This window comes from Peribacillus asahii, from assembly GCF_004006295.1.
Classification (GTDB): Bacteria; Bacillota; Bacilli; order Bacillales; family DSM-1321; genus Peribacillus; species Peribacillus asahii_A.
The window spans coordinates 3,288,453-3,310,559 of record NZ_CP026095.1 but is presented as its reverse complement, the minus strand read 5'-3'; the positions used below and the strand labels follow the sequence as shown (position 1 = coordinate 3,310,559).

General features: G+C 37.9%; 23 protein-coding genes. All 23 read left to right on the top strand.

The features are described from left to right. Positions 1-431: 431 nt before the first annotated feature. The 23 genes from spoIVA to ypjB all read left to right on the top strand — a co-directional run bounded on the left by spoIVA (position 432) and on the right by ypjB (position 22,038). Positions 432-1,910, top strand: a complete 1,479-nt coding sequence (gene spoIVA, locus BAOM_RS16305; protein WP_127761183.1) for a stage IV sporulation protein A — start codon at positions 432-434, stop codon at positions 1,908-1,910. Between the two features lie 532 nt (positions 1,911-2,442). Then, complete coding sequence (locus BAOM_RS16300) at positions 2,443-2,715, top strand: HU family DNA-binding protein (protein ID WP_127761182.1); 273 nt, start codon at positions 2,443-2,445, stop codon at positions 2,713-2,715. 337 nt (positions 2,716-3,052) lie between these two features. Beyond that, on the top strand, positions 3,053-3,619 hold the full coding sequence (gene folE, locus BAOM_RS16295) for a GTP cyclohydrolase I FolE (RefSeq protein WP_127761181.1): 567 nt from the start codon (positions 3,053-3,055) through the stop codon (positions 3,617-3,619). A 21-nt stretch (positions 3,620-3,640) separates the two neighbouring features. Next, complete coding sequence (mtrB, locus tag BAOM_RS16290) at positions 3,641-3,874, top strand: trp RNA-binding attenuation protein MtrB (protein WP_127761180.1); 234 nt, start codon at positions 3,641-3,643, stop codon at positions 3,872-3,874. A gap of 297 nt (positions 3,875-4,171) precedes the next feature. Then, a complete protein-coding gene (locus BAOM_RS16285) occupies positions 4,172-4,996 on the top strand; it encodes a heptaprenyl diphosphate synthase component 1 (RefSeq protein ID WP_127761179.1) in 825 nt (274 codons plus the stop codon). A gap of 3 nt (positions 4,997-4,999) precedes the next feature. Beyond that, positions 5,000-5,707 carry a demethylmenaquinone methyltransferase gene (locus tag BAOM_RS16280; protein WP_127761178.1) on the top strand — a complete coding sequence of 236 codons (708 nt, stop codon included), beginning with the start codon at positions 5,000-5,002 and terminating at the stop codon, positions 5,705-5,707. 34 nt (positions 5,708-5,741) lie between these two features. Continuing rightward, entirely contained in the window at positions 5,742-6,704 is a 963-nt protein-coding gene (hepT, locus tag BAOM_RS16275; RefSeq protein ID WP_127761177.1) for a heptaprenyl diphosphate synthase component II, read from the top strand. Between the two features lie 106 nt (positions 6,705-6,810). Continuing rightward, the gene (gene ndk, locus BAOM_RS16270) at positions 6,811-7,257 is read left to right on the top strand and encodes a nucleoside-diphosphate kinase (protein ID WP_119115347.1); all 447 of its coding nucleotides are present in this window, start codon (positions 6,811-6,813) and stop codon (positions 7,255-7,257) included. A gap of 162 nt (positions 7,258-7,419) precedes the next feature. Further along, complete coding sequence (locus tag BAOM_RS16265; protein ID WP_127761176.1) at positions 7,420-8,196, top strand: CheR family methyltransferase; 777 nt, start codon at positions 7,420-7,422, stop codon at positions 8,194-8,196. Positions 8,197-8,646: 450 nt separating this feature from the next. Continuing rightward, positions 8,647-9,819, top strand: a complete 1,173-nt coding sequence (gene aroC, locus BAOM_RS16260; protein WP_127761175.1) for a chorismate synthase — start codon at positions 8,647-8,649, stop codon at positions 9,817-9,819. Positions 9,820-9,822: 3 nt separating this feature from the next. After that, a complete protein-coding gene (gene aroB / locus BAOM_RS16255; RefSeq protein ID WP_127761174.1) occupies positions 9,823-10,908 on the top strand; it encodes a 3-dehydroquinate synthase in 1,086 nt (361 codons plus the stop codon). A gap of 20 nt (positions 10,909-10,928) precedes the next feature. Beyond that, a complete protein-coding gene (aroH, locus tag BAOM_RS16250; RefSeq protein ID WP_127761173.1) occupies positions 10,929-11,291 on the top strand; it encodes a chorismate mutase in 363 nt (120 codons plus the stop codon). A gap of 22 nt (positions 11,292-11,313) precedes the next feature. Beyond that, on the top strand, positions 11,314-12,411 hold the full coding sequence (hisC, locus tag BAOM_RS16245) for a histidinol-phosphate transaminase (protein WP_127761172.1): 1,098 nt from the start codon (positions 11,314-11,316) through the stop codon (positions 12,409-12,411). Between the two features lie 223 nt (positions 12,412-12,634). Beyond that, complete coding sequence (locus tag BAOM_RS16240) at positions 12,635-13,738, top strand: prephenate dehydrogenase (protein WP_127761171.1); 1,104 nt, start codon at positions 12,635-12,637, stop codon at positions 13,736-13,738. 36 nt (positions 13,739-13,774) lie between these two features. Continuing rightward, positions 13,775-15,046, top strand: a complete 1,272-nt coding sequence (gene aroA, locus BAOM_RS16235; RefSeq protein WP_373995343.1) for a 3-phosphoshikimate 1-carboxyvinyltransferase — start codon at positions 13,775-13,777, stop codon at positions 15,044-15,046. A gap of 626 nt (positions 15,047-15,672) precedes the next feature. Continuing rightward, complete coding sequence (locus BAOM_RS16230) at positions 15,673-16,932, top strand: tetratricopeptide repeat protein (protein WP_127761169.1); 1,260 nt, start codon at positions 15,673-15,675, stop codon at positions 16,930-16,932. 56 nt (positions 16,933-16,988) lie between these two features. Then, positions 16,989-17,540: a ReoY family proteolytic degradation factor gene (locus BAOM_RS16225; RefSeq protein WP_119115626.1), complete on the top strand. Its 552-nt coding sequence runs from the start codon at positions 16,989-16,991 to the stop codon at positions 17,538-17,540. A gap of 204 nt (positions 17,541-17,744) precedes the next feature. Next, on the top strand, positions 17,745-18,203 hold the full coding sequence (locus tag BAOM_RS16220; RefSeq protein ID WP_127761168.1) for a YpiF family protein: 459 nt from the start codon (positions 17,745-17,747) through the stop codon (positions 18,201-18,203). Positions 18,204-18,364: 161 nt separating this feature from the next. After that, positions 18,365-18,871, top strand: a complete 507-nt coding sequence (locus tag BAOM_RS16215; protein WP_127761167.1) for a Rieske (2Fe-2S) protein — start codon at positions 18,365-18,367, stop codon at positions 18,869-18,871. Between the two features lie 3 nt (positions 18,872-18,874). Beyond that, positions 18,875-19,549 carry a menaquinol-cytochrome c reductase cytochrome b subunit gene (gene qcrB, locus BAOM_RS16210; RefSeq protein ID WP_127761166.1) on the top strand — a complete coding sequence of 225 codons (675 nt, stop codon included), beginning with the start codon at positions 18,875-18,877 and terminating at the stop codon, positions 19,547-19,549. A 76-nt stretch (positions 19,550-19,625) separates the two neighbouring features. Then, positions 19,626-20,396, top strand: coding sequence for a menaquinol-cytochrome c reductase cytochrome b/c subunit (locus BAOM_RS16205; RefSeq protein ID WP_127761165.1), 771 nt, complete (start codon positions 19,626-19,628; stop codon positions 20,394-20,396). A gap of 134 nt (positions 20,397-20,530) precedes the next feature. Next, entirely contained in the window at positions 20,531-21,121 is a 591-nt protein-coding gene (locus BAOM_RS16200; protein ID WP_127761164.1) for a lipoprotein heptaprenylglyceryl N-acetyltransferase LhaT, read from the top strand. 119 nt (positions 21,122-21,240) lie between these two features. Then, a complete protein-coding gene (gene ypjB / locus BAOM_RS16195; RefSeq protein WP_127761163.1) occupies positions 21,241-22,038 on the top strand; it encodes a sporulation protein YpjB in 798 nt (265 codons plus the stop codon). Positions 22,039-22,107 lie beyond the last annotated feature (69 nt).

The following is a 22,107-nucleotide window of genomic DNA, read 5'->3' as shown; positions in this document are numbered from 1 at the left end:
TCATTTAGGAGATTATAAAATTATTGAATTGTGAATCATCGTTTTGATACCCAGCATAAGCAGCTTAGTCCTTGAAATCTTGGTTTGCTCATCTGCTGAAGTGAAAGAGCGAATTGATTTTTCTGGGTTCGCAAACAGCTGTTGGGGTTAATCAAGTCGTTTGCGCTTTCGTTCTTTGCTATCATATGCTCACATTTTTTCATACAAATTTGTCATAACCTTTTTTCTGCAAAATATATTGTAGGGGAAGGGTTATTTTCATTCTTCTTAACTATTAAAATAACAATTCTTATATACATGCAGGGGGAAGGGAGAAGAAGTTCAAAATAACCGGAATAATTTTTTAGGACAACAACATAGATATGGACTATCCAATATAAATGAAAGTGGATAAATGAGATCCCAAAACGCTAATTTCGGGAGGGGATACCTTGGAAAAGGTGGATATTTTTAAAGATATTGCTGAGCGTACAGGCGGTGATATTTATTTAGGAATTGTTGGAGCTGTGAGGACCGGAAAATCGACATTTATTAAAAAGTTTATGGAACTTGTCGTCCTTCCTAATATAGCGACAGAAGCAGATCGTGCTAGAGCACAGGATGAATTACCTCAAAGTGCAGCTGGGAAGACGATTATGACAACAGAGCCGAAATTTGTTCCGAATCAGGCTGCTTCTATTCATGTTGCTGAGGGGCTTGACGTTAATATCCGTCTTGTCGATTGCGTAGGATATACCGTACCAGGGGCTAAAGGTTATGAGGATGAGAATGGGCCAAGAATGATTCATACGCCGTGGTATGAGGAGCCAATTCCATTTCACGAGGCAGCGGAAATTGGCACACGTAAAGTTATTCAAGATCATTCTACACTAGGTGTTGTTGTAACGACAGATGGAACGATTGGTGAAATTCCACGTAGCGATTATTTAGAGGCAGAGGCACGGGTTATCGAGGAGCTGAAGGAAGTTGGTAAGCCATTTATTATGATTATCAACTCTGTACAGCCGCATCATCCGGACACTGATTTACTCAGAGAGTCGCTTCAAGAAAAATATGATATTCCTGTACTTGCCATGAGCGTCGAGAGCATGCGTGAATCAGATGTATTAAATGTTTTACGTGAAGCATTATATGAATTTCCTGTGCTCGAAGTGAATGTCAATTTGCCTAGCTGGGTAATGGTCTTAAATGAAAATCATTGGCTGCGTGAAAGCTATCAAGAAGCCGTTAAAGAAACAGTGAAGGATATTAAAAGACTTCGCGATGTAGACCGTGTTGTTGGGCATTTTAATGAATTTGAATTCATTGATCATGCGGCCTTAGCAGGAATTGAGATGGGGCAGGGAGTAGCCGAAATTGATTTATATGCTCCAGAGGAATTATACGATGATATTTTGAAGGAAATTGTCGGAGTTGAGATTAGAGGAAAAGATCATTTGCTAGCTTTAATGCAGGAATTTGCTCATGCGAAAGCAGAATATGACCAAGTCGCAGAAGCCCTTAAAATGGTAAAGCATACGGGTTATGGGGTAGCGGCCCCTTCATTGCATGATATGAGTCTTGATGAGCCGGAAATTATTCGCCAAGGTTCTCGGTTTGGTGTACGGTTAAAGGCAGTAGCACCATCTATTCATATGATTAAAGTAGATGTCGAATCGGAGTTTGCTCCAATTATCGGTACAGAGAAACAGAGTGAGGAGTTAGTTCGTTATTTAATGCAGGATTTTGAAGAAAATCCATTGTCCATTTGGAATTCTGAAATTTTTGGTCGGAACTTAAGCTCCATTGTTCGCGAAGGAATTCAGGCAAAGCTGGCAATGATGCCTGAAAATGCCCGTTATAAATTAAAAGAGACCCTTGAACGGATTATTAATGAAGGATCGGGTGGTTTAATTGCTATTATTTTATAGTCCATCCACTTCGTTTTATAGTGTGTTAGGCCACTCCTTAGGGAATGGTCTTTTTTCTTGCTTTATTTAATAGCACGGTCTTACACAAATGAGCTATAAATCAACAGCGTCATATAACAGAAGCTTTTTATTAAAAAAGTCATCTAGAAATCGAATATATATTTATAAAGTGATATATTTAAAAGATAAGTGCATTTATTGTAGAAAAAACGTGAATTTAATCAGATTTTCACTCTTTTTTTCCATAAAAGATTATACTCATGAAAAGATTGCCATTATTTTTTGAATTTCCTTGCTAAGCAAATAGGATTTGTGATAATCTACATACAGAAAACGCGTTATAACAGCGATTTCGGCTAGTTTTAAATAGTTAGCATAAATAATTTTTATGGAGTTTAACCAAGAATCCCCTAGTAAGCAGTTTGAGCTTTAAGGGAATATATAATCTATTTAGAACGGGTAACAAATCACTATTATGTCGTGGTAATAATGATTTTTTATAAAGATCCTTTTTTGGGAGGAGGTGAATGGCATGAACAAAACAGAACTAATTAATGAAGTTGTAGCAGCAACTGAAATTTCTAAGAAAGATGCTACAAAAGCTGTTGATGCTGTTTTTGATACAATCTTAGAAGCTTTAAAAAATGGAGATAAAGTTCAACTAATCGGTTTTGGAAACTTTGAAGTACGTGAACGTGCGGCTCGTAAAGGTCGTAATCCACAAACGGGTGAAGAAATTGAAATTGCAGCTAGTAAAGTGCCAGCTTTCAAACCTGGTAAGGCACTGAAAGATGCTGTGAAGTAAAATTATACATACGGGTGCTTACCGTGAAAAGGGACCGCGTGCAAACGCGGTCCCTTTTTTTGCTTCTTATTTTCTATGTATGATAAGATAAAAGATGGTGTAAAAGAAAGTATAAACCTATTTGTTAGTTTTCGTTTATAATCTGTAGGCTACCTTCAGATTTTCTATTTACGTACGCAGTACACAGTTTACCTTTGACCTTCTGTTTAGTCAGAGGAACAGGTTGTACTTATACGATGGATTTAAACTTGCCAGCAGTGTCGAAAGGAATTCTATGCAGCCAATTGATAAATGCTAATCATATAAAAAATTCATGGGCGTATTAGGAGGAAAAGTAATGGCAAATGTGAATCATGCCAAAATTGAAGAAGCAGTGAAGATGATTTTGGAAGCAGTTGGGGAAGATCCGGAGCGAGAAGGTTTACTTGATACTCCACAGCGAGTAGCGCGAATGTATGAAGAAATTTTCTCGGGTTTAAAACAGGATCCGAAAGAATGTTTCGAAACGGTTTTTGGAGAAGATCATGAGGAACTTGTGCTTGTGAAAGATATTCCTTTTTACTCAGTATGTGAGCATCATTTAGTTCCTTTTTACGGAAAAGCCCATGTTGCATACATTCCGAGAAATGGACGAGTGACAGGATTGAGTAAATTAGCGCGTGCTGTAGAAGCGGTGTGCAGACGTCCGCAACTTCAAGAGAGAATTACAGCAACAGTGGTTGACGCGATTATGGATAAACTTGAACCACACGGCGCAATGGTCGTTATTGAAGCGGAACATATGTGTATGACAATGCGCGGGGTGAAAAAGCCTGGTTCGAAAACGGTTACATCTGCTGTAAGAGGAGTATTTGCAGAAGACTATCGAATGCGAACGGAAGTATTAGCCTTTATTAAAGAGTGATAAAGTGGAGAGGATAAAAGCATGGAAAATAAAACGATTAATGAATTTGTAGTTATTAAAGCGTTAGAAGATAGTGTAAATGTCATCGGGTTAACAAGAGGGACCGATACTAAATTTCATCATTCTGAAAAATTAGATTCTGGAGAAGTGATGATTGCTCAATTTACGGAGCATACCTCAGCCATTAAAATTAGAGGGGCTGCTAAAATTTATACAGCTTATGGAGAAGTAGAGAGTGAGTCTAAAAAAGGATAATTTAATCCTGAGTACTTGTACACCATTTATCGTTTGATTTGTGACGAAAGTTTAGTTATTACAGTATAGAGGCATTCCATCTGATTGTTTTTATGGTATAATGGTGTGTGTTTTATACAAAATGTACAGATTAGACGAGTAATGAATTTTTGCGTCGGCCTTTATGTAAAGAACCTGATGAACGATTTTCTTTCATGGGCTGTGCGCTTTACTTAGTAGAATACTCCTTGCTGGCTTATTAGGGCAGAGGCGGGAATGCATTTAAAATTATCATTCGGGGATGCAGGGTGATCTCAATTGTTAAACATAATAAATGATGTAAAGGAATTACGGCAATTAATCGAAACAAAAGCCCATCATTCTTATTTACAAAAATATATAGAAGAGCCATTTGTTGATGAAGATAAGCTGCTGTTACTGTGGGGCTTGTTTAACGAATTGGAGATTTCAGACAATGAACGGAATCATTATATGCTGTCGACGATGCTTGTTCAAATTGCACTAGATACGCATGAAAAGGTATCGAATACAAATGTAATGGGGAGTCCGGGTTTACTTAAGAATCGTCAATTAACAGTTCTTGCTGGGGATTATTACAGTGGTCTGTATTATCAAGTGCTGGCGGAAGTGGGAAATATTAATATGATTCGTGCGCTATCAAGCGCTGTCAAAAAAATCAATGATCATAAAATTCTTTTGTATCAATATACGCTAAATAACATCCCTGCTTTGCTCAATAGCTTCCGGGCAGTAGAAGCTTCGTTAATTTATAAAATAGCGGAATATTATCAAAAACCTGTTTGGATGGATGGAGCAGAGAATCTGTTGTTATTAAAACGATTGTATCGAGAAAAAGAGCAGTATCGGGAAACAGGACAATCTCTTCTTGTAGAAGGGATACGTCTCATTTTATTCCCTCATATAGCAATGGAAGTAGAACTTTCTAAAGAACAACTGTTACAAGTGGAAAATACGATGGATTCTTGTATTGAGTATGCGATACAGTCTGTCAAACAGTCAAAAGGTGAACTTTCTTTAGCTAATGTGGAACTTCATCAGCGGATGGATGACATGTTATCGTTTACAGAGCTTAAAGTAAATTCATATGTGAAAGAAGGGTGAGCGATGGAACAGTCTAAAGAGCAAAAAGTTCATCATGTGTTTGAGAAAATTTATGGCAATTATGACACGATGAATTCAGTCATTAGCTTTCAACAACATGTTAAGTGGCGAAAAGTGACAATGAATAAGATGAAGGTTCCTAAAGGGGCTAAGGCGCTTGATCTTTGCTGCGGAACAGCAGATTGGACGATTGCACTTGCTGACGCGGTTGGAGAAACAGGGGAAGTATATGGCTTAGATTTTAGTAAAAATATGCTGAAAATCGGTAAAGAAAAAGTACAAAACCGTAAGCTTAATCAAGTCACATTATTGCATGGGAATGCGATGGATCTTCCATTTCCTGATAATAGTTTTGATTACGTGACCATCGGTTTTGGACTTCGAAATGTACCGGATTATATGCAAGTTTTAAAAGAAATGAATAGAGTATTAAAGCCAGGGGGTATGGGGGTATGTCTGGAAACATCTCATCCAACTTTATTTGGCTTCAAGCAATTATTCTCTTTTTATTTCCGTTTTATTATGCCGGTGTTTGGGAAAATATTCGCTAAAAGTTATAATGAATATTCATGGTTGCAAGAATCAGCCCGAGATTTCCCAGGGATGAAAGAGCTTGAAAACATGTTCAAGCAAGCTGGTTTTGAGCAAGTGAGTTATAAGGCTCATACCGGCGGAGTAGCGGCAACTCATTTCGGGATTAAACCAAATTGAGCATGTTAGCAATGAACAAAGCTGGGTGGAATGTATGAAATATAAATTGAAGTATTCGTTTTTAAATTCTGATTTACAATTAGTTGAAAAAGAATTGGAAGCTGCTATTCATGCCGATTCAAGTGTTTTGACAGAGGCCTCCCTTCACTTGCTGCAATCGGGAGGGAAGCGAATCCGGCCTGTTTTTGTATTGCTAGCTGCAAGGTTTGGCGATTATGATATCCATGTTGTAAAGCATGTAGCAGCGACGCTGGAGTTGATTCATACCGCTTCATTAGTGCATGACGATGTTGTCGACGATGCCGATTTACGTCGTGGATCTGCGACGATTAAGTCTAAATGGGACAATCGTGTTGCTATGTATACGGGTGATTATATTTTTGCGCGGGCACTTGAAATGATGAGCGAGATTAACAATCCACGGGCACATCAGATTTTAGCGAATATTATGGTTGAACTATGTCTAGGAGAAATTGAACAAATTAAGGACAAATTTAATTTCGAACAAAATTGGCGGATTTATTTTAGAAGAATTAAACGGAAAACAGCCTTATTGATTGCCTCTAGTTGTCAATTAGGAGCTATTGCTACAGGGGCCGATGAAAGGATACAAAAAAGGCTGTTTAGATTCGGTTATTATGTCGGGATGAGTTATCAAATCATGGATGACATCTTAGATTTTACCGCTTCAGAAGCAGAGCTTGGAAAACCTGCAGGCAGTGACTTGCTTCAAGGAAATATTACATTACCTGTATTAATTGCGATGAAAAATCCTGCTTTAAAGGAAATCATCAAAACGGTGCATGAGGAAATGTCGAAGGAAGATATGGGGGTAATTATTCAGGCTATTAAAGCATCCGGAGCCATCGAACAAGCCACAAGGATTAGTGATCAATATTTGGAAAAGGCTTTTAGAGAATTAGAAGGGTTACCTTCTAATAAAGCTCGAAAAACGCTGTCTCAAATTGCGCAAAACATTGGAAAAAGAAAGTTCTAGAGGTTTTTTATACTTAGAGTTGCGAAACTTAACAAATGATGATAAGATTTCTAGGTGATTGCCTGAAAAAGGCAAATAATTTTGATACATAGTAGGAGTGACTATAATGGAAAGAACATTTTTAATGGTAAAGCCTGACGGCGTACAACGTAATCTAATCGGAGAAATCGTTTCTCGTTTTGAAAAGAAAGGCTTCCAACTTGTAGGAGCTAAATTAATGCAAATTTCTCAAGAATTAGCTGAGCAACATTACGGTGAGCATAAAGAGCGTCCTTTCTTCGGCGAACTAGTTGATTTCATTACATCAGGCCCAGTATTTGCAATGGTATGGGAAGGTGAAAATGTTATCGCAACAGCTCGTCAAATGATGGGTGCTACAAACCCTAAAGATGCTGCTCCAGCAACAATCCGTGGTGATTTTGCAGCAACTGTTGGTAAAAACATTATTCACGGTTCTGATTCACCAGAAAGCGCAGTACGTGAAATTGGTTTATTCTTCAAAGAAGAAGAAGTAGTAGAATACTCTAAATTAATCAGCGAGTGGGTATACTAATTCAATATATGGCAATCAAGCAGGTTTTTCGTTTTAAACGAAAAATCTGTTTTTTTTATGTCTTTTGGCACTTGATTATATTTAAATTAGTAAAGATTTGTATCTTTAAGCCGATATACACAATGAATAGTATACATAAAAATAGATGAAGGGGTCGGAGCGATGCCTCGAGGGTACGAAGAATTTACTCAAAATATAAAAAAACTAACAGGAGTTGATCTTTCCTTATATAAGGAAGGGCAGATGAAGCGAAGGCTTACTTCTCTTTACGAAAAAAAGGGATGCAAGTCGTTTCAAGAATATTTTCGAGTGATTCAATCTAATCATGAAGCATTGAATGAATTTTTAGATCGAATGACGATTAATGTGTCTGAATTTTATCGAAATCAAAAACGATGGGAAGTATTAGAAAAGAAAATTCTGCCTTCACTTTTAGCTTCTTCAAAGAAATTAAAAGTTTGGAGCGCGGCTTGTTCGACAGGAGAAGAGCCTTATACGATTGCAATGATTTTATCCAACTTTATGCCGCTTCATCAAATTGATATTTTAGCGACAGATATTGATGAAAATGTGATTGCACGAGCTAAGCTAGGTTTATATCCTGAACGTTCCTTGGCAGAGGTTCCTGCTAATATGAGGCAAAAATATTTTACACAAGAAGGCAGCGGCTTTTATAAAGTAGCAGATGAAATTAAACGAACAGTAACGTTTAAAAAACATAATTTGCTTGCGGACCGATTTGATACGGGGTACGATTTAATCGTTTGCCGTAATGTACTTATTTATTTTACAGAAGAAGCAAAGAACACGCTGTATGAGAAATTTAGTACGGCTTTGAAGAAAGATGGCGTGTTTTTTGTTGGAAGTACAGAGCAGATTTTTAATCCGATTAACTATCAATTAGAAACGCTTGATACATTCTTTTATAAAAAGATTTAATGATAAAGGGCTATATCCGTTTTAAACGGAGGGTCCTTTTTGTTTGAGGCATTGTTAAACAATCATGTATAATCTCCTACAAATCAACATGTCATATATATAAACTGCTAATTGACTTCTAGTACTCGTGCTTTATCCCTTGTTATATTAAAGCAATAGCGTTAATCAAATGAGTTAGCAATTAACACTGATGTTTAAATAAAGCCTTTTTGTTAAATAACGGTAGAAAGGGTAAGCTAGAAGCAGTTCATTTGGAGGTAATTGACTTAATATTCCGTAAAAGATAGGAGAGTTCGTGATTAAAATATATCGAAAAAAGTCGATAACGTGTAAAATAATATAAGGACGTAAAACAAAAAGTCATTTTGTTTCTTTCATATTCCCACTTTTCTTAAAATTGTGGTATATTGATACATACATCCTTTAAAGTGCTAAAAGGGGGCAAATCAAATGAGATATTTAACAGCTGGGGAATCACACGGTCCACAACTGACGACAATTATTGAAGGATTGCCGGCAGGAATGCCGATTGAAAATGTTGATATTAATGAACAATTGGCGCGTCGCCAAAAAGGACATGGCCGTGGCCGCAGAATGCAAATTGAAAAGGACACAGCGTTTATTTCGTCTGGAGTGAGACATGGCTATACGCTTGGATCACCAATTGCTTTAGTCGTTGAAAATGATGACTGGAAGCATTGGACAAAAATTATGGGCAGTGAAGGACTTACAGAAGAAGCAGCCGAAGAAATTAAACGAAAAATTACTCGTCCACGACCAGGTCATGCCGATCTGAATGGTGGAATTAAATATGGTCATCGCGATTTACGAAATGTATTAGAACGTTCATCAGCTCGTGAAACAACAGTTCGGGTAGCAGCGGGAGCGGTTGCTAAAAAATTATTATCTTTGCTTGGAATTGAAGTAGCTTCACATGTAGTAGAAATTGGAGGCATCAAGGCAAATCCAGCACCTTATGAAAGTATTCAACAATTGCAAGAAGTAACAGAAGCATCGCCTGTTCGTTGTTTTGATAAGGAAGTAGAACAACAAATGATGGATGCAATTGATGATGCGAAGAAAAAAGGCGATTCTATTGGTGGAATTGTAGAAGTGATTGTGGAAGGAATGCCTGTAGGTGTTGGAAGCTATGTGCATTATGATCGAAAACTTGATGCAAAGCTTGCAGCAGCTATCGTCGGGATTAACGCCTTTAAAGGTGTCGAAATTGGTTTAGGCTTTGAGGCAGCGCATCGCTTCGGCAGTGAAGTGCATGATGAAATTGCATGGGATAAGGAAAAAGGCTACTACCGTAAAACAAACCGTTTAGGCGGCTTTGAAGGTGGAATGACTACAGGAATGCCAATTGTTGTCCGCGGTGTGATGAAGCCAATTCCAACACTGTATAAGCCATTAAAAAGCGTAGATATTGATACGAAAGAAGTATTTGAAGCAAGCGTTGAACGTTCAGATAGCTGTGCCGTGCCAGCAGCAGCAGTAGTGGCTGAAGCTGTCGTTGCATGGGAATTAGCAGTAGCGATTGTAGATCAATTCCCTTCCGATCGTTTTGATCAGTTAGCAGATTATTTGAAAGCGTATCGAGAAGAAGTGAAGGAGTTTTAATTCATGGAATCGATTACGGTTAAAACATCCTCTAAGCAATACCCGGTATTTATTGGGAAACAAGCAATCGATACATTGCCGCACTTCATCGAGAGTCATGTATCGAAAGCCAATAAAATTTTAATTATTACGGATGAAAAAGTGGCAACACTTCACTTAGAAGCTGTTCAAGCAGTGCTGTCGGCTACGGGTAAACAAGTGTTTACACATATTGTCCCACAAGGGGAATATGCGAAAACATTTGATGTGTATTATGAATGTCAAAGCTATTGTCTATCACAGCAACTCAATCGAAAGTCATTAATTATCGCTCTTGGAGGCGGTGCTGTCGGTGACCTTGCTGGTTTTGTTGCAGCTACATTTATGAGAGGCATTCCGTTTATTCAAGTGCCAACGACATTGCTTGCTCATGATAGTGCTGTCGGTGGGAAAGTAGCGATTAATCATCCGCTTGGTAAAAATATGATTGGTGCTTTCTTTCAACCGGAAGCAGTCATTTATGATTTGAACTTTCTTGCAACATTACCCGAGCAGGAATTACGATCAGGTTTTGCGGAAGTGATTAAGCATTCCTTAATTGCAGATAGAGAATTCTATCATTGGTTAATGACAAATATTCAAGATTTGACGAAGATTACCGATGAACAATTTTTCAAGATGATTAAAAGAGGAATTGAGATTAAAGCAGCGGTTGTGGAAGAAGATGAGAAAGAAAATGGCGTACGTGCTTATTTGAATTTTGGACACACTCTCGGGCATGCAGTAGAGGCTTCTATGGGGTATGGTAAGTTTACACATGGTGAATCGGTGTTAATTGGGATGGTATACGCGCTTAAACTAAGCCAGAAAAAGCAACAGCTTGTATTTGATTACAATTCTTTTGTGGAGTGGGTTCAAGCGTTGGGGTATCGAACAACGATTCCGAAGCATCTGAAGATTGAGCCGTTATTACAGCTCATGAAAACGGATAAAAAATCTGTTACCAATTCAGCGACATTCGTTCTTTTAGAACAGGTTGGTGCACCGTTATTAACGGAAATGGCGGATGAAGACCTATTAAATGAAATGGCGAATTTCATCGAAAGATAATGGGAGAGGACGGAGAAATAGTGATTAGAGGGATAAGAGGTGCAACGACGGTCGAACATGATACAGAAACCGAAGTAATGGCCGCGGTTGAAGAGTTAATGGCTGAGATGATTGCGGCAAATGATATTGACCCTGAGATGGTTGCTTCTGTATTTTTTTCTGCAACGGATGATATTAGCTCTGTCTTTCCAGCAAAGGCGTTACGAAATATAGAAGGCTGGAGATATGTTCCCGTTACTTGTATGGCTGAAATTGCAGTCGAAGGGGCCTTAACATCTTGTATTCGAGTAATGCTTCATGTCAATACAACGAAATCTCAACGAGAGATTCAACATATTTATCAAGCTGGTGCAAAAGTATTGCGACCAGACTTAGCAGAATAATTTATCTATAGAGGTGAGCGTAATGAAATGGAATAAGGCAGTGCTTTCTTTAAAGCCTTACCAACCTGGTAAATCAACAGATGAAGTAAAACGTCAATATGGACTTGAAAAAATTGTGAAATTAGCTTCTAATGAAAATCCTTTTGGTTGTTCAGAACAAGTAAAGAAAAGTATTCAAGAATTTAATAATTCTTTTGCCATTTATCCAGATGGCTATGCAACCGTGCTTCGTTCAGAGGTTGCTAAGCATACTGGAGTTAAAGAAACAGAGCTTATTTTTGGAAATGGATCAGATGAAAATATCCAAATTATTTCACGAAGCTTACTTGGACCGGGGAAAAATACAGTAGCTGCTACAGGAACATTCTCACAGTACCGTCATAATGCAACTCTTGAAGGGGCGGAAGTGCGTGAAGTACCTCATGCGGATGGCGACCATGATTTAGATGCTATGCTTGCAGCTATTGATGAAAATACGGCTGTCGTTTGGGTATGTACACCGAACAATCCAACAGGAAAGTATATTCTAGAACAAAAGCTGCGTTCTTTCTTAGATCAAGTACCTGAAGATGTACTTGTTGTGTTAGACGAAGCATATTCTGAATATGTTGTGGCAGAGGATTATCCACGAACAAATCATTGGCATAATACATATAAAAATATTATTGTGCTACGTACTTTTTCAAAAGCTTATGGTTTGGCAAGTCTTCGTGTAGGGTATGGAATTGCTTGTGAAGAGATTATTCAAAGATTAGAGCCCGCACGTGAGCCATTCAATGTTAATACATTAGGGCAAATAGCGGCTGTTGCGGCTCTTTCTGACCAAGAATTTATCGAAACGTGTCGTGTGGCAAATCGAAAAGGTATGGAGCAGTATTACCAATTCTGTGAACAGGAAAATCTATCGTATTATCCTTCACAAGGAAATTTCATTTTCATACATTTTAAACAAGATGCGGATGAGGTTTTCCAATACTTGCTTGAGCGTGGTTTTATTGCTCGTTCTGGTAAATCATTTGGTTTCCCAACTAGCTTGCGTATAACGGTTGGTTCTCAAGAAGAAAATGCAGGTATGATTGAAGCTATTAAAGGGTTTTTGCGTGCCGCTTCAGAGAAATAACTAAGGGAAGCCTCCAAGTCTAATAGATGGTTATTGTAAAGCATTTTGTAAATCGAACCTAATCATGTTTTACAATATAGCCAAATATATAGAAAAAAGCGACGAAGTGGTTCTCGAGTAGATGAGCCACTAGTCGTCATGATATTTATACTATCGTCGAATGTTCAGGATTTCTAAACAAAGGGCATTTGAACGGGCAGTATAAAAAGCGGAGGGAAGCAATGTGAATGGTAAGGTTTTTATAATTGGTCTTGGCCTAATCGGCGGGTCGTTAGCAATGGCTATTCGTCAAGCTCATGAAAGTGTTCATATTGTTGGTTACGATGTGAATGAAAATAATATTCAACTCGCTAAATTACTAGGCATTGTAGATGATTCTGTTGATTCTATTGCAGAAGGTGTTCTTGAGGCGGACTTAATCTTACTTGCTGTTCCGGTTGATCAAACAGAAAAAATTGTTATACAATTAGCGGATATGAAGCTGAAAGATGATGTGATTGTAACAGATGCTGGCAGTACAAAAAGTACTGTAGTGGAAGCTGCAAAGCATTTAATGAATCGAGGCATTACTTTTATTGGCGGTCATCCGATGGCAGGGTCACATAAAAGTGGGGCTGGGGCGGCTAAACCCCATTTATTTGAAAATGCTTTTTATTTATTAACACCTTCAGATGACCACCATACGAAGGAAATTAATCAATTGAAAGAATGGTTAAAAGGGACAAGAGCGAACTTTTTAGTTGTTAGTCCTCATACGCATGATTGGTTAACAGGTGTCATTAGTCATTTTCCTCACATTGTTGCCGCGGGACTTGTTAAGCAAGCGCAAACATATAGCGAAGAAAATGAGCTTGTTGCGCGATTAGCAGCCGGAGGCTTTCGCGATATCACAAGGATTGCTTCAAGCAGTCCAGAAATGTGGCGTGATATTCTTCTACATAATCGCGATGTTCTTTTGGATTTAATGGACGATTGGATCATGGAAATGGCACATATTAAAGAGCTTGTCGCAAATCGAGATAGTGGAGAAATTTATCGCTTTTTTGCTGAGGCAAAGGTATTTCGTGATGATATGCCAGTTCATGCAAAAGGAGCCATTCCTGCCTATTATGATTTATATGTCGATATTCCAGATACACCAGGGAGTCTCGCTGAAATTACTGGCTTGCTGGCACAAAAAGGGATTAGTATTACAAATATTCGCATTATCGAGACGCGAGAAGAGATTTATGGAGTGCTCGTTATTAGCTTCCAAAATGAAGAGGATCGCTTAAAAGCAGCAGAAGCTATCGGAAACTATACGACTTATGAAACGATTTTGGCGTAATTTTAAAAAGTAAAGGGTGATTGCGTGAATACAAAAATATTGCAAACAGACATACAATCATTACGTGGAGAAATTGCCGTTCCGGGCGACAAATCTGTCTCGCATCGTTCCATTATGTTTGGAGCCCTTGCTAATGGGGAAACAATTGTTACAAACTTTCTTCCTGGTGCAGATTGCTTAAGCACAATCGCTTGTTTTCAAAAGATGGGGATTACGATTGAACAGACGGGCAAGCAGGTTCGTGTGATTGGAAAAGGGTTTAAAGGATTAACAGAACCAAGTGAAGTGCTCGACGTTGGTAATTCTGGAACTACAATACGATTGATGATGGGGATTTTAGCTGGACAAAACTTCTCTGCTACATTAGCAGGTGATTATTCAATTGCTAAGCGAACAATGAAGCGAGTTGTTGAACCGCTTCGAGAAATGGGCGCTGCTATTGATGGTAGAAATAATGGGGAATTCACTCCGCTTCACATTCGTGGAGGAAGTTTAAAACCAATTCGCTATAAGCTTCCAGTTGCTAGTGCTCAAGTAAAATCTGCTATTTTGTTAGCAGGCTTGCAGGCTGAAGGAGAAACGGTCGTTATTGAGCCAGAAGAAACGCGTGACCATACAGAGCGAATGATTCGTCAGTTTGGCGGACAAGTGGTAAAAGAAGGTCAAGAGATTAAAGTGCAAGGTAATCAAGTGCTCACAGGTACTGAAATTTATGTGCCGGGAGATATTTCATCTGCTGCTTTCTTCATGGTCGCTGCCGCTATTACACCAAATAGCGAAGTAGTGTTGAAAAATGTCGGACTTAATCCGACACGAGTAGGAATTATTGAAGTTATGCAAAAGATGGGGGCGGATATTACGGTTGAAGAGCTTCCGTCAAAAGGTGAACCAATTGGTACGATTACCGTTCGCAGTTCGAAGCTTAAAGGCACGACAGTAAGTGGAGAGTTAATCCCGCGTTTAATTGATGAAATCCCTATTATCGCTCTTTTAGCAACACAAGCTGAAAGTACGACCGTTATACAAGATGCAGCTGAATTGAAAGTGAAAGAAACGAATCGTATTGACACGGTTGCTCATGAGTTATCGATATTAGGGGCGGATGTGAAACCGACGGATGATGGTTTAATTATTCAAGGCGGCACACCGCTTCACGGTGGAGAGGTAACGAGTCATGGTGACCATCGAATCGGCATGATGCTTGCTGTTGCTGGTTTAATTGCTAAAGGAAAAATTGAATTGCATGACCCTGCTGCAATTAATGTATCCTATCCAGAGTTTTTCGAGCATTTAGGACAGTTGATTTAAAGATGGTGTATGAGTTGAGCTACGTCCTTCATGTAGGATAGCGATAGATGCCCTTCCTAATTGATTTGCTGAAATCAATTGGGAGGGGTTTTTATGTGCCTGTTTCTTTATACGATATAACAACTAGCACAAAAAGTATGTGCATCCAATCGAGAATAAGCCGAAAATATGGTTCAAATAGCGAAAAATGTAGAAAGCGTATCAGATATTGCCAAGATTTTAAATGCTAGTGTAAGTGCATGTACTGTATAGTACAGCAATCTTAGCTAAAATAGGTCAAAATTCAACAAGGTTATATATAATAAATGATAGAATCCTAATTTTTAACACCCACTGTAAAATACATGTTTACGGTGGGTTTTCTTTATCCATCTGGAAAAATTGTAAAAAAATCACTTTTGATAGAAAAAGGAGAATGAGTATTAGGTGGAGAATGTTATTTTAATCCTTTTTTTAAGTAAGCGATGCTGAACAGCGTACGAAAATACGGTTTCACATGAGATGAGCTAAAGCAAAAAGTTGTGTGTACTCGTAAGGAGGCCAGCAACCGAGAATGGAAATAATCGATAGGTATGTGATAAACTAAGGACGGTTTGATTAATGAGCGATAAAGGAAGGAAATATGTATGAGTTCAGTAGATAAAGTGTTACAACTTTTAAAAAAAGGGGAATTAACGGAAGCAACTTCACATATAAATCGAATAACAACAATGGAATCAGCGGAGAATATATTATCATTAGCTGAAGAAATCTCTCAATTAGGGTTCTTGGATGAAGCGAAGAGATTGTATGAACATTTGCTTCAATTATATCCAGGAGAAGGAGAATTGCTTATTTCGATTGCTGAGATTTTAATTGACAGTGATCAAGAAGATGAGGCAATGCTAATGCTTGAACAAATAAGCTCCGATGATGAGATGTATCCAAGTGCTCTTCTTTTGGAAGCCGATTTGTATCAGTTGCAGGGAATGGATGAAGTAAGTGAAAGAAAGTTGCTTCAAGCGAAAGACTTATTGCCTAGTGAGAGTATTATTGATTTTGCCCTAGGAGAGTTATATTATCAGCAAGGAAGAAATCAAGAAGCCATTTCAGCATACATAAAGGTATTAGAACATGAGGAAGAAATTGGTGGAGTGAATCTAAATCAACGTCTTGCTGAGGCATTAAGTGGGGCAGGAAAGTTCGAAGAGGCACTTCCATACTTTGAGAAGGCACTCGAAAATCATTTGGAAATTAATACGTTATTTGAGTATGCGCTGACTGCTTATCAAGCGGGAATGTATCAAACAGCCATCCGGAAATTTGTCGAATTGAAGGAGCTAGATCGTGAATATCACTCGATGTATTTATATTTAGCTCGTGCTTATGAACATCTTGAAAATGTTGACGAAGCACTAAAGACAGTAAAAGAAGGAATTCGAGCAGACGAGTATAATAAAGAGCTGTATTTCTTTGGCGGCAAGCTTGCTTTGAAAAAAGGATTAGACGAAGAAGCGGAAGAATTCTTCAAAGAAGCGTTAGCGCTTGACCCAGGTTATTTAGAAGCGACTCTTACTTTATTAAAATTGTATATGCACCAAGAAAAGTATGAAGATGCGCTTGAATGTATGGAAGAAGTACGAAAATACGGCGAAGATGACCCTCAATTTGATTGGATTGAAGCTGTCAGCTATCAACAATTAGAACAATATGAAAAGGCATTAAATAGTTATCATAAAGCATATAATGCATTTAAGCACAATGAAGATTTCTTAGAGGATTATGGTTTCTTTTTAGTAGAAGAAGGAGACCGTACTACAGCCAGAGAAGTATTTACTGCATTACTTCAAAGCAACCCTGCTAATGATGAATATGTACAAATCTTAGAGAGACTTCATGAGAACTAGGGAGAAGATACGAAGCCGAAATGAAAAAAATATCAAGACAGAGGAGGGAATTCATGATGGCTGCCCCTGTTTCTGTGAACGAGAAGAAGGATTTTATTCGCTGGTTTTTAAATCATTATCAATTGAAGCGTAGGGAATGTGTGTGGATTTTAAATTATTTGATGAGTCATGATCAATTGATGAAGAAAGTGCATTTTGTTGAAAGTGCCCAATACTGTCCGCGTGGATTGATTATGTCGACTCATTGTGTCGATGAAGTACCATTTAGATTTTATAAAGCTAATATTATGACTACAGATGCTGAAAAATCTTTTCATGATATTCGACTAAACCGTGATGAAGAAATTTTTATTCAACTTAATTTTAAGTCTGCCTACTCCTCTCATCAATATGCGGCAGTGTTAGAAGAAAATCCTTATATGCCTAAATCCAAAATTGCTAATGAAAAAGATCAACAGCTAGTTGAACAATTTTTAGAAAACAGTATCGTCTCTTTCCAAAGGGAGCGCCTCCTTAAAAAGATTGATGAAGCACTTGATCAGCATGATGAAGAAGCGTTTAAGAGTTTAACGAAAAAACTTCATTCTTTAAAAGTTGACTTAAAATGATAATGAACGCCTTTCCGTTTATCGGAAAGGTTTTTTTATTGTATCGCTCTGTGTCAATAACATTGTGGAATATTATTGGAGTTTAATAATAAAAACTAGTTTTTTATGAATAATAAGGATATATAGTAGGGATATTCCACTAAAACGAAAGATGATACAATAAAAAGGAGTTGATTATACAAAAATTAGGAGTGGTGAATCGGTATGAAATGGAATGCAACAGATGTCGAATTATATATAACAGCTAAAGAATATGTGGATACGGCGTTAGTGCCGCTTATTCCAATTTCCTTTGATGATCGAATGAAACAATTATCATCTATGAGTGAATTTCTATCCATTTTAAGTACGGAAATTGAAAAAAAATTTAAAGGTCGTATTTTATTAATTCCGACGTTTCATTATGTAATGGATGACGAAAAAAAGGTCGAAGGATTACAAATTTGGGAAAGGAAATTACAGCAAGCCGAATTTAACCACATTTTTTTCTTAACATCCGATATTAACTGGAAAAAAGAGGAGAGTTATCTGTCTAGTTCACTCGTTTGGATTCCAGCTATTAACTTAGAATCCTTGCCAATGGAACAGGCTAGAGAGGTAATGAAACAACAAGTAGAACAAATTATTTCCTTATTTATGAATGAATGGGAAAAAGGGGATTAAGGGGCGTTTTTTTTGCTTTTTATAAAACATTTGGTATCTTTTGGAATTTCCAAATATTGACCTTGGTAAATTATTGATATATCATGGAATTGTCCTAGTTTTATAGTGTTACTATGAATGGGTCTATTTGACTCGATTTAGTAATAAGGGGGGGAAAATGCATGAGCAAGCGCAATGTTTCGCGTCGTCAATTCCTTAATTACACACTAACTGGTGTAGGTGGTTTTATGGCAGCAGGTATGTTAATGCCAATGGTTCGATTTGCAGTTGATCCCGTTCTTGCGGGAGGTGGTGAATCAGACTTTATTGCCACAAAACAAAAAGTTAAAGATCTTAGTACCGAACCAACACGAGTGGACTTCAGTTTTACCCAAGTTGATGGCTGGTATGAATCAGAGGTAACAAACACAGCTTGGGTGTATAAAACCAAGGATGGCAAGATTGTAGCCTTATCGCCTATCTGTAAACATTTAGGATGTACAGTAGACTGGGGCGGTGACAAAGAACATCCAGACCAATTTTTCTGTCCTTGTCATTATGGGCGGTATACAAAAGACGGGATGAATGTGAAAGGAACACCACCGATTAGTCCACTTGATGTTTTTACAACAAAAGAGAAAGATGGAATTCTTTATTTAGGTCAACTAAAACCACATGGGGAGGCGTAAACATTGTTAACAAAAATTTATGATTGGGTTGACGAACGTTTAGATATTACGCCGCTATGGCGGGATATAGCTGACCATGAGGTTCCAGAGCATGTGAATCCTGCCCATCATTTTTCAGCATTCGTTTATTGTTTTGGGGGATTAACATTTTTTATTACCGTTATTCAAATTCTTTCAGGTATGTTTTTAACAATGTACTATGTGCCTGACATTAAAAATGCATGGGAATCGGTTTATTATTTACAAAATGAAGTGGCTTTTGGCCAAATTGTCCGTGGAATGCACCACTGGGGAGCGAGTTTAGTCATTGTTATGATGTTCCTACATACTCTTCGTGTGTTTTTCCAAGGAGCTTATAAAAAACCACGTGAATTAAATTGGATAGTAGGCGTTTTAATCTTTTTCATTATGTTAGCTTTAGGTTTAACAGGTTATTTATTGCCATGGGATATGAAAGCATTATTTGCGACAAAAGTAACATTAACAATTGTAGATTCTGTGCCATTGATTGGCCCGGCTATGAAAACGTTAATAGCTGGAGATGCAACGATTATTGGGGCACAAACATTGACTCGATTCTTCGCCATTCATGTGTTCTTCTTACCAGCCGCTCTTTTTGCTTTATTAGCTGCTCACTTTTTGATGATTCGTAAACAAGGAATTTCTGGTCCACTGTAAAGTGTGAATGAAACCGTTTTAAAAATCAGATTAATCAGAATTATAAAAACCTTTTCATGAAGGAGGGGGATTATTTATGCACCGTGGGAAAGGGATGAAATTCGTTGGAGATTCTCGAATTCCTGCAACGGGTCGTAAACCGAATATTCCGAAAGACTATTCCGAATATCCAGGAAAAACAGAAGCATTTTGGCCAAATTTCCTTTTAAAAGAATGGATGGTAGGAGCGGTTTTTCTTGTCGGTTATTTATGTTTAACAGTCGCACATCCATCTCCGTTAGAGAGAATTGCGGACCCGACGGACACAGCATATATTCCATTACCTGACTGGTACTTTTTATTTCTTTATCAATTATTGAAATACACGTATGCGTCAGGCCCTTACAATATTATTGGAGCGCTTGTAATTCCTGGTTTAGCCTTCGGGGCGTTATTACTTGCACCATTTATCGATCGTGGTCCAGAGCGAAGACCGGCTAAACGTCCATTTGCGGTAGGATTTATGCTGCTGGCACTATCGGGAATTGTGTATTTAACTTGGGAGTCAGCGGCTCACCATGACTGGGAAGCTTCTAAAAAGCAAGGAGCTATTATAGAAGGAGCGGAGTTTGATAAAGAAAGCGAAGGTTATCAATTACTTGATGCCAACGGCTGTATTAGCTGTCATGGAGCTGAATTAACGGGCGGGGCAGCTGCACCGAGTTTAGTAGATACTGGTTTAACACCTGAAGAAATCGCAAATATTGCGGTTAAAGGTCAGGGTGGGATGCCAGCTGGAATGTTTAAAGGAAGCGATGAAGAATTAGAGAAATTAGCTGAGTTCGTTTCGAGTTTGACAGCAAAATAAAGTGAAAAAACTGATGACTTTTGTTATCAGTTTTTTATTTTGTATTGAAAAAAAGCAAGGAGAATGAAAAACTTGGATTTATAGGGGAAGAAAGGGTAAGATGAGAATATGAGACGTTGAAAGAGGGAACTTATATGAATTGGATGTATAGTATACTAGCTAGCAAGCAAATCCTTCTGCTGCTATTACTAGTTAATATTTTTGGAACAATCTATGGGTATATATGGTATGGGAATCAATTGACAGAAACGCCTGATATCTTTTTGGCCTTTGTACCAGACAGCCCAACAGCTAGTTTATTTTTTGTCTTTGTCTTGTTTGCTTTTGTACTTAAAACAAATTGGGGCCTTATGGAGGCTTTAGCGATTATAACATTGTTTAAGTATGGAATATGGGCTGTTGTGATGAATATATTAACGCTTATAACAACAGGATGGTTGCCATGGGAAGGCTATATGTTAATTGCCTCTCATTTAGGGATGGCGGTTCAAGGTGTGTTATATGCTCCTTTTTATCGCATCAAGCTTTGGCATCTCATTGTCGCCGCCATTTGGACGATTCATAATGAGATGATTGATTATGTGTTTAAAATGATGCCGCGTTATGGGGATTTAATGCAGTATATGGATGCTATTGGCTATTTTACATTTTGGCTTAGTTTATTTTCTATTTTTGTTGGCTGGTATTTTGGCTATCGTAAAGATCGCTTGGCCCTTAGGATTTAGGATCTGTTAGATTCCAGCATAGGACGTCTGTACTTGTTATAGGTATAAGATAAAAATTTGGTCTACTCTTGTTTTCTTATTCATATCGTGTAGTAGAGATATGAGGAGGGACAAGGAGTATGCTTAAAAAAATCTTATTATGCATCATCGCATTATTAATTGTGATCCAACATCCTGCTTTTGGACAAACCTCTTCAAGTTTAGAGCAATTAGATGCTCTTTCTGATAAGGCGCTTGAAATGACAAAACTAAAGCGATATGAAGATTCAGAAGCCATGTTAACGCATTTTTCAGATGTATTTTTACAGTTAACGGCAGAAGAATCGATTTTTGATATGGATGAATTACGTATTATAACAGTAGCTCATAACGAGGCGTTAGGCGCGGTTCAGGATGAGGAGATTACTGATAGTGAGAAGGTTAACGCCGTAACTAAGTTCCGTTTAGTCATTGATGCTGTTAAATCGACTCACCAACCACTGTGGACGAACATGGAATCTTCGATGATGGATACATTTAGTCAAACAAAAGAAGCAGCTCTTCAACAAAATGCCGATAAGGTTGAAGAAGAACTGTCTACATTATTTGCTCAATACGATATGATTTATCCGAGCTTGAAGGTGGATTTATCATCGGAAACGATTCAGCAATTGGATACACGCATTCATTTTCTTAATCAAACGCGCACAGACTTAATGACTGATCAACAGGCTCAGCGTGAATTAGACGCACTTCGCTATGATTTAGAATCAATTTTTGAAAATATGGAAGAGGATGAAGCAGATCCATCTCTGTGGTGGGTTATTATAACGACAGGAAGCATTATTATTAGTACACTTTCTTATGTTGGGTGGAAAAAATATGCTGCTGGTAAAAATGAAATTAAAACACGAAAGAAACAAGATGATGAATACTAGGTATATAGGAACACTATATTTGACATGAAATCCTTCGTTTCATACAATAAAAATAACTACATTATGAGG

Coding starts and splice junctions, on each gene's coding strand:
- BAOM_RS16300 (WP_127761182.1), top strand. CDS start 2,443: ATGAACAAAACAGAACTAATTAATGAAGTTGTAGCAGCAACTGAAATT.
- folE (WP_127761181.1), top strand. CDS start 3,053: ATGGCAAATGTGAATCATGCCAAAATTGAAGAAGCAGTGAAGATGATT.
- mtrB (WP_127761180.1), top strand. CDS start 3,641: ATGGAAAATAAAACGATTAATGAATTTGTAGTTATTAAAGCGTTAGAA.
- BAOM_RS16280 (WP_127761178.1), top strand. CDS start 5,000: ATGGAACAGTCTAAAGAGCAAAAAGTTCATCATGTGTTTGAGAAAATT.
- hepT (WP_127761177.1), top strand. CDS start 5,742: ATGAAATATAAATTGAAGTATTCGTTTTTAAATTCTGATTTACAATTA.
- ndk (WP_119115347.1), top strand. CDS start 6,811: ATGGAAAGAACATTTTTAATGGTAAAGCCTGACGGCGTACAACGTAAT.
- BAOM_RS16265 (WP_127761176.1), top strand. CDS start 7,420: ATGCCTCGAGGGTACGAAGAATTTACTCAAAATATAAAAAAACTAACA.
- aroC (WP_127761175.1), top strand. CDS start 8,647: ATGAGATATTTAACAGCTGGGGAATCACACGGTCCACAACTGACGACA.
- aroB (WP_127761174.1), top strand. CDS start 9,823: ATGGAATCGATTACGGTTAAAACATCCTCTAAGCAATACCCGGTATTT.
- hisC (WP_127761172.1), top strand. CDS start 11,314: ATGAAATGGAATAAGGCAGTGCTTTCTTTAAAGCCTTACCAACCTGGT.
- BAOM_RS16230 (WP_127761169.1), top strand. CDS start 15,673: ATGAGTTCAGTAGATAAAGTGTTACAACTTTTAAAAAAAGGGGAATTA.
- BAOM_RS16225 (WP_119115626.1), top strand. CDS start 16,989: ATGGCTGCCCCTGTTTCTGTGAACGAGAAGAAGGATTTTATTCGCTGG.
- BAOM_RS16220 (WP_127761168.1), top strand. CDS start 17,745: ATGAAATGGAATGCAACAGATGTCGAATTATATATAACAGCTAAAGAA.
- BAOM_RS16215 (WP_127761167.1), top strand. CDS start 18,365: ATGAGCAAGCGCAATGTTTCGCGTCGTCAATTCCTTAATTACACACTA.
- BAOM_RS16205 (WP_127761165.1), top strand. CDS start 19,626: ATGCACCGTGGGAAAGGGATGAAATTCGTTGGAGATTCTCGAATTCCT.
- BAOM_RS16200 (WP_127761164.1), top strand. CDS start 20,531: ATGAATTGGATGTATAGTATACTAGCTAGCAAGCAAATCCTTCTGCTG.
- ypjB (WP_127761163.1), top strand. CDS start 21,241: ATGCTTAAAAAAATCTTATTATGCATCATCGCATTATTAATTGTGATC.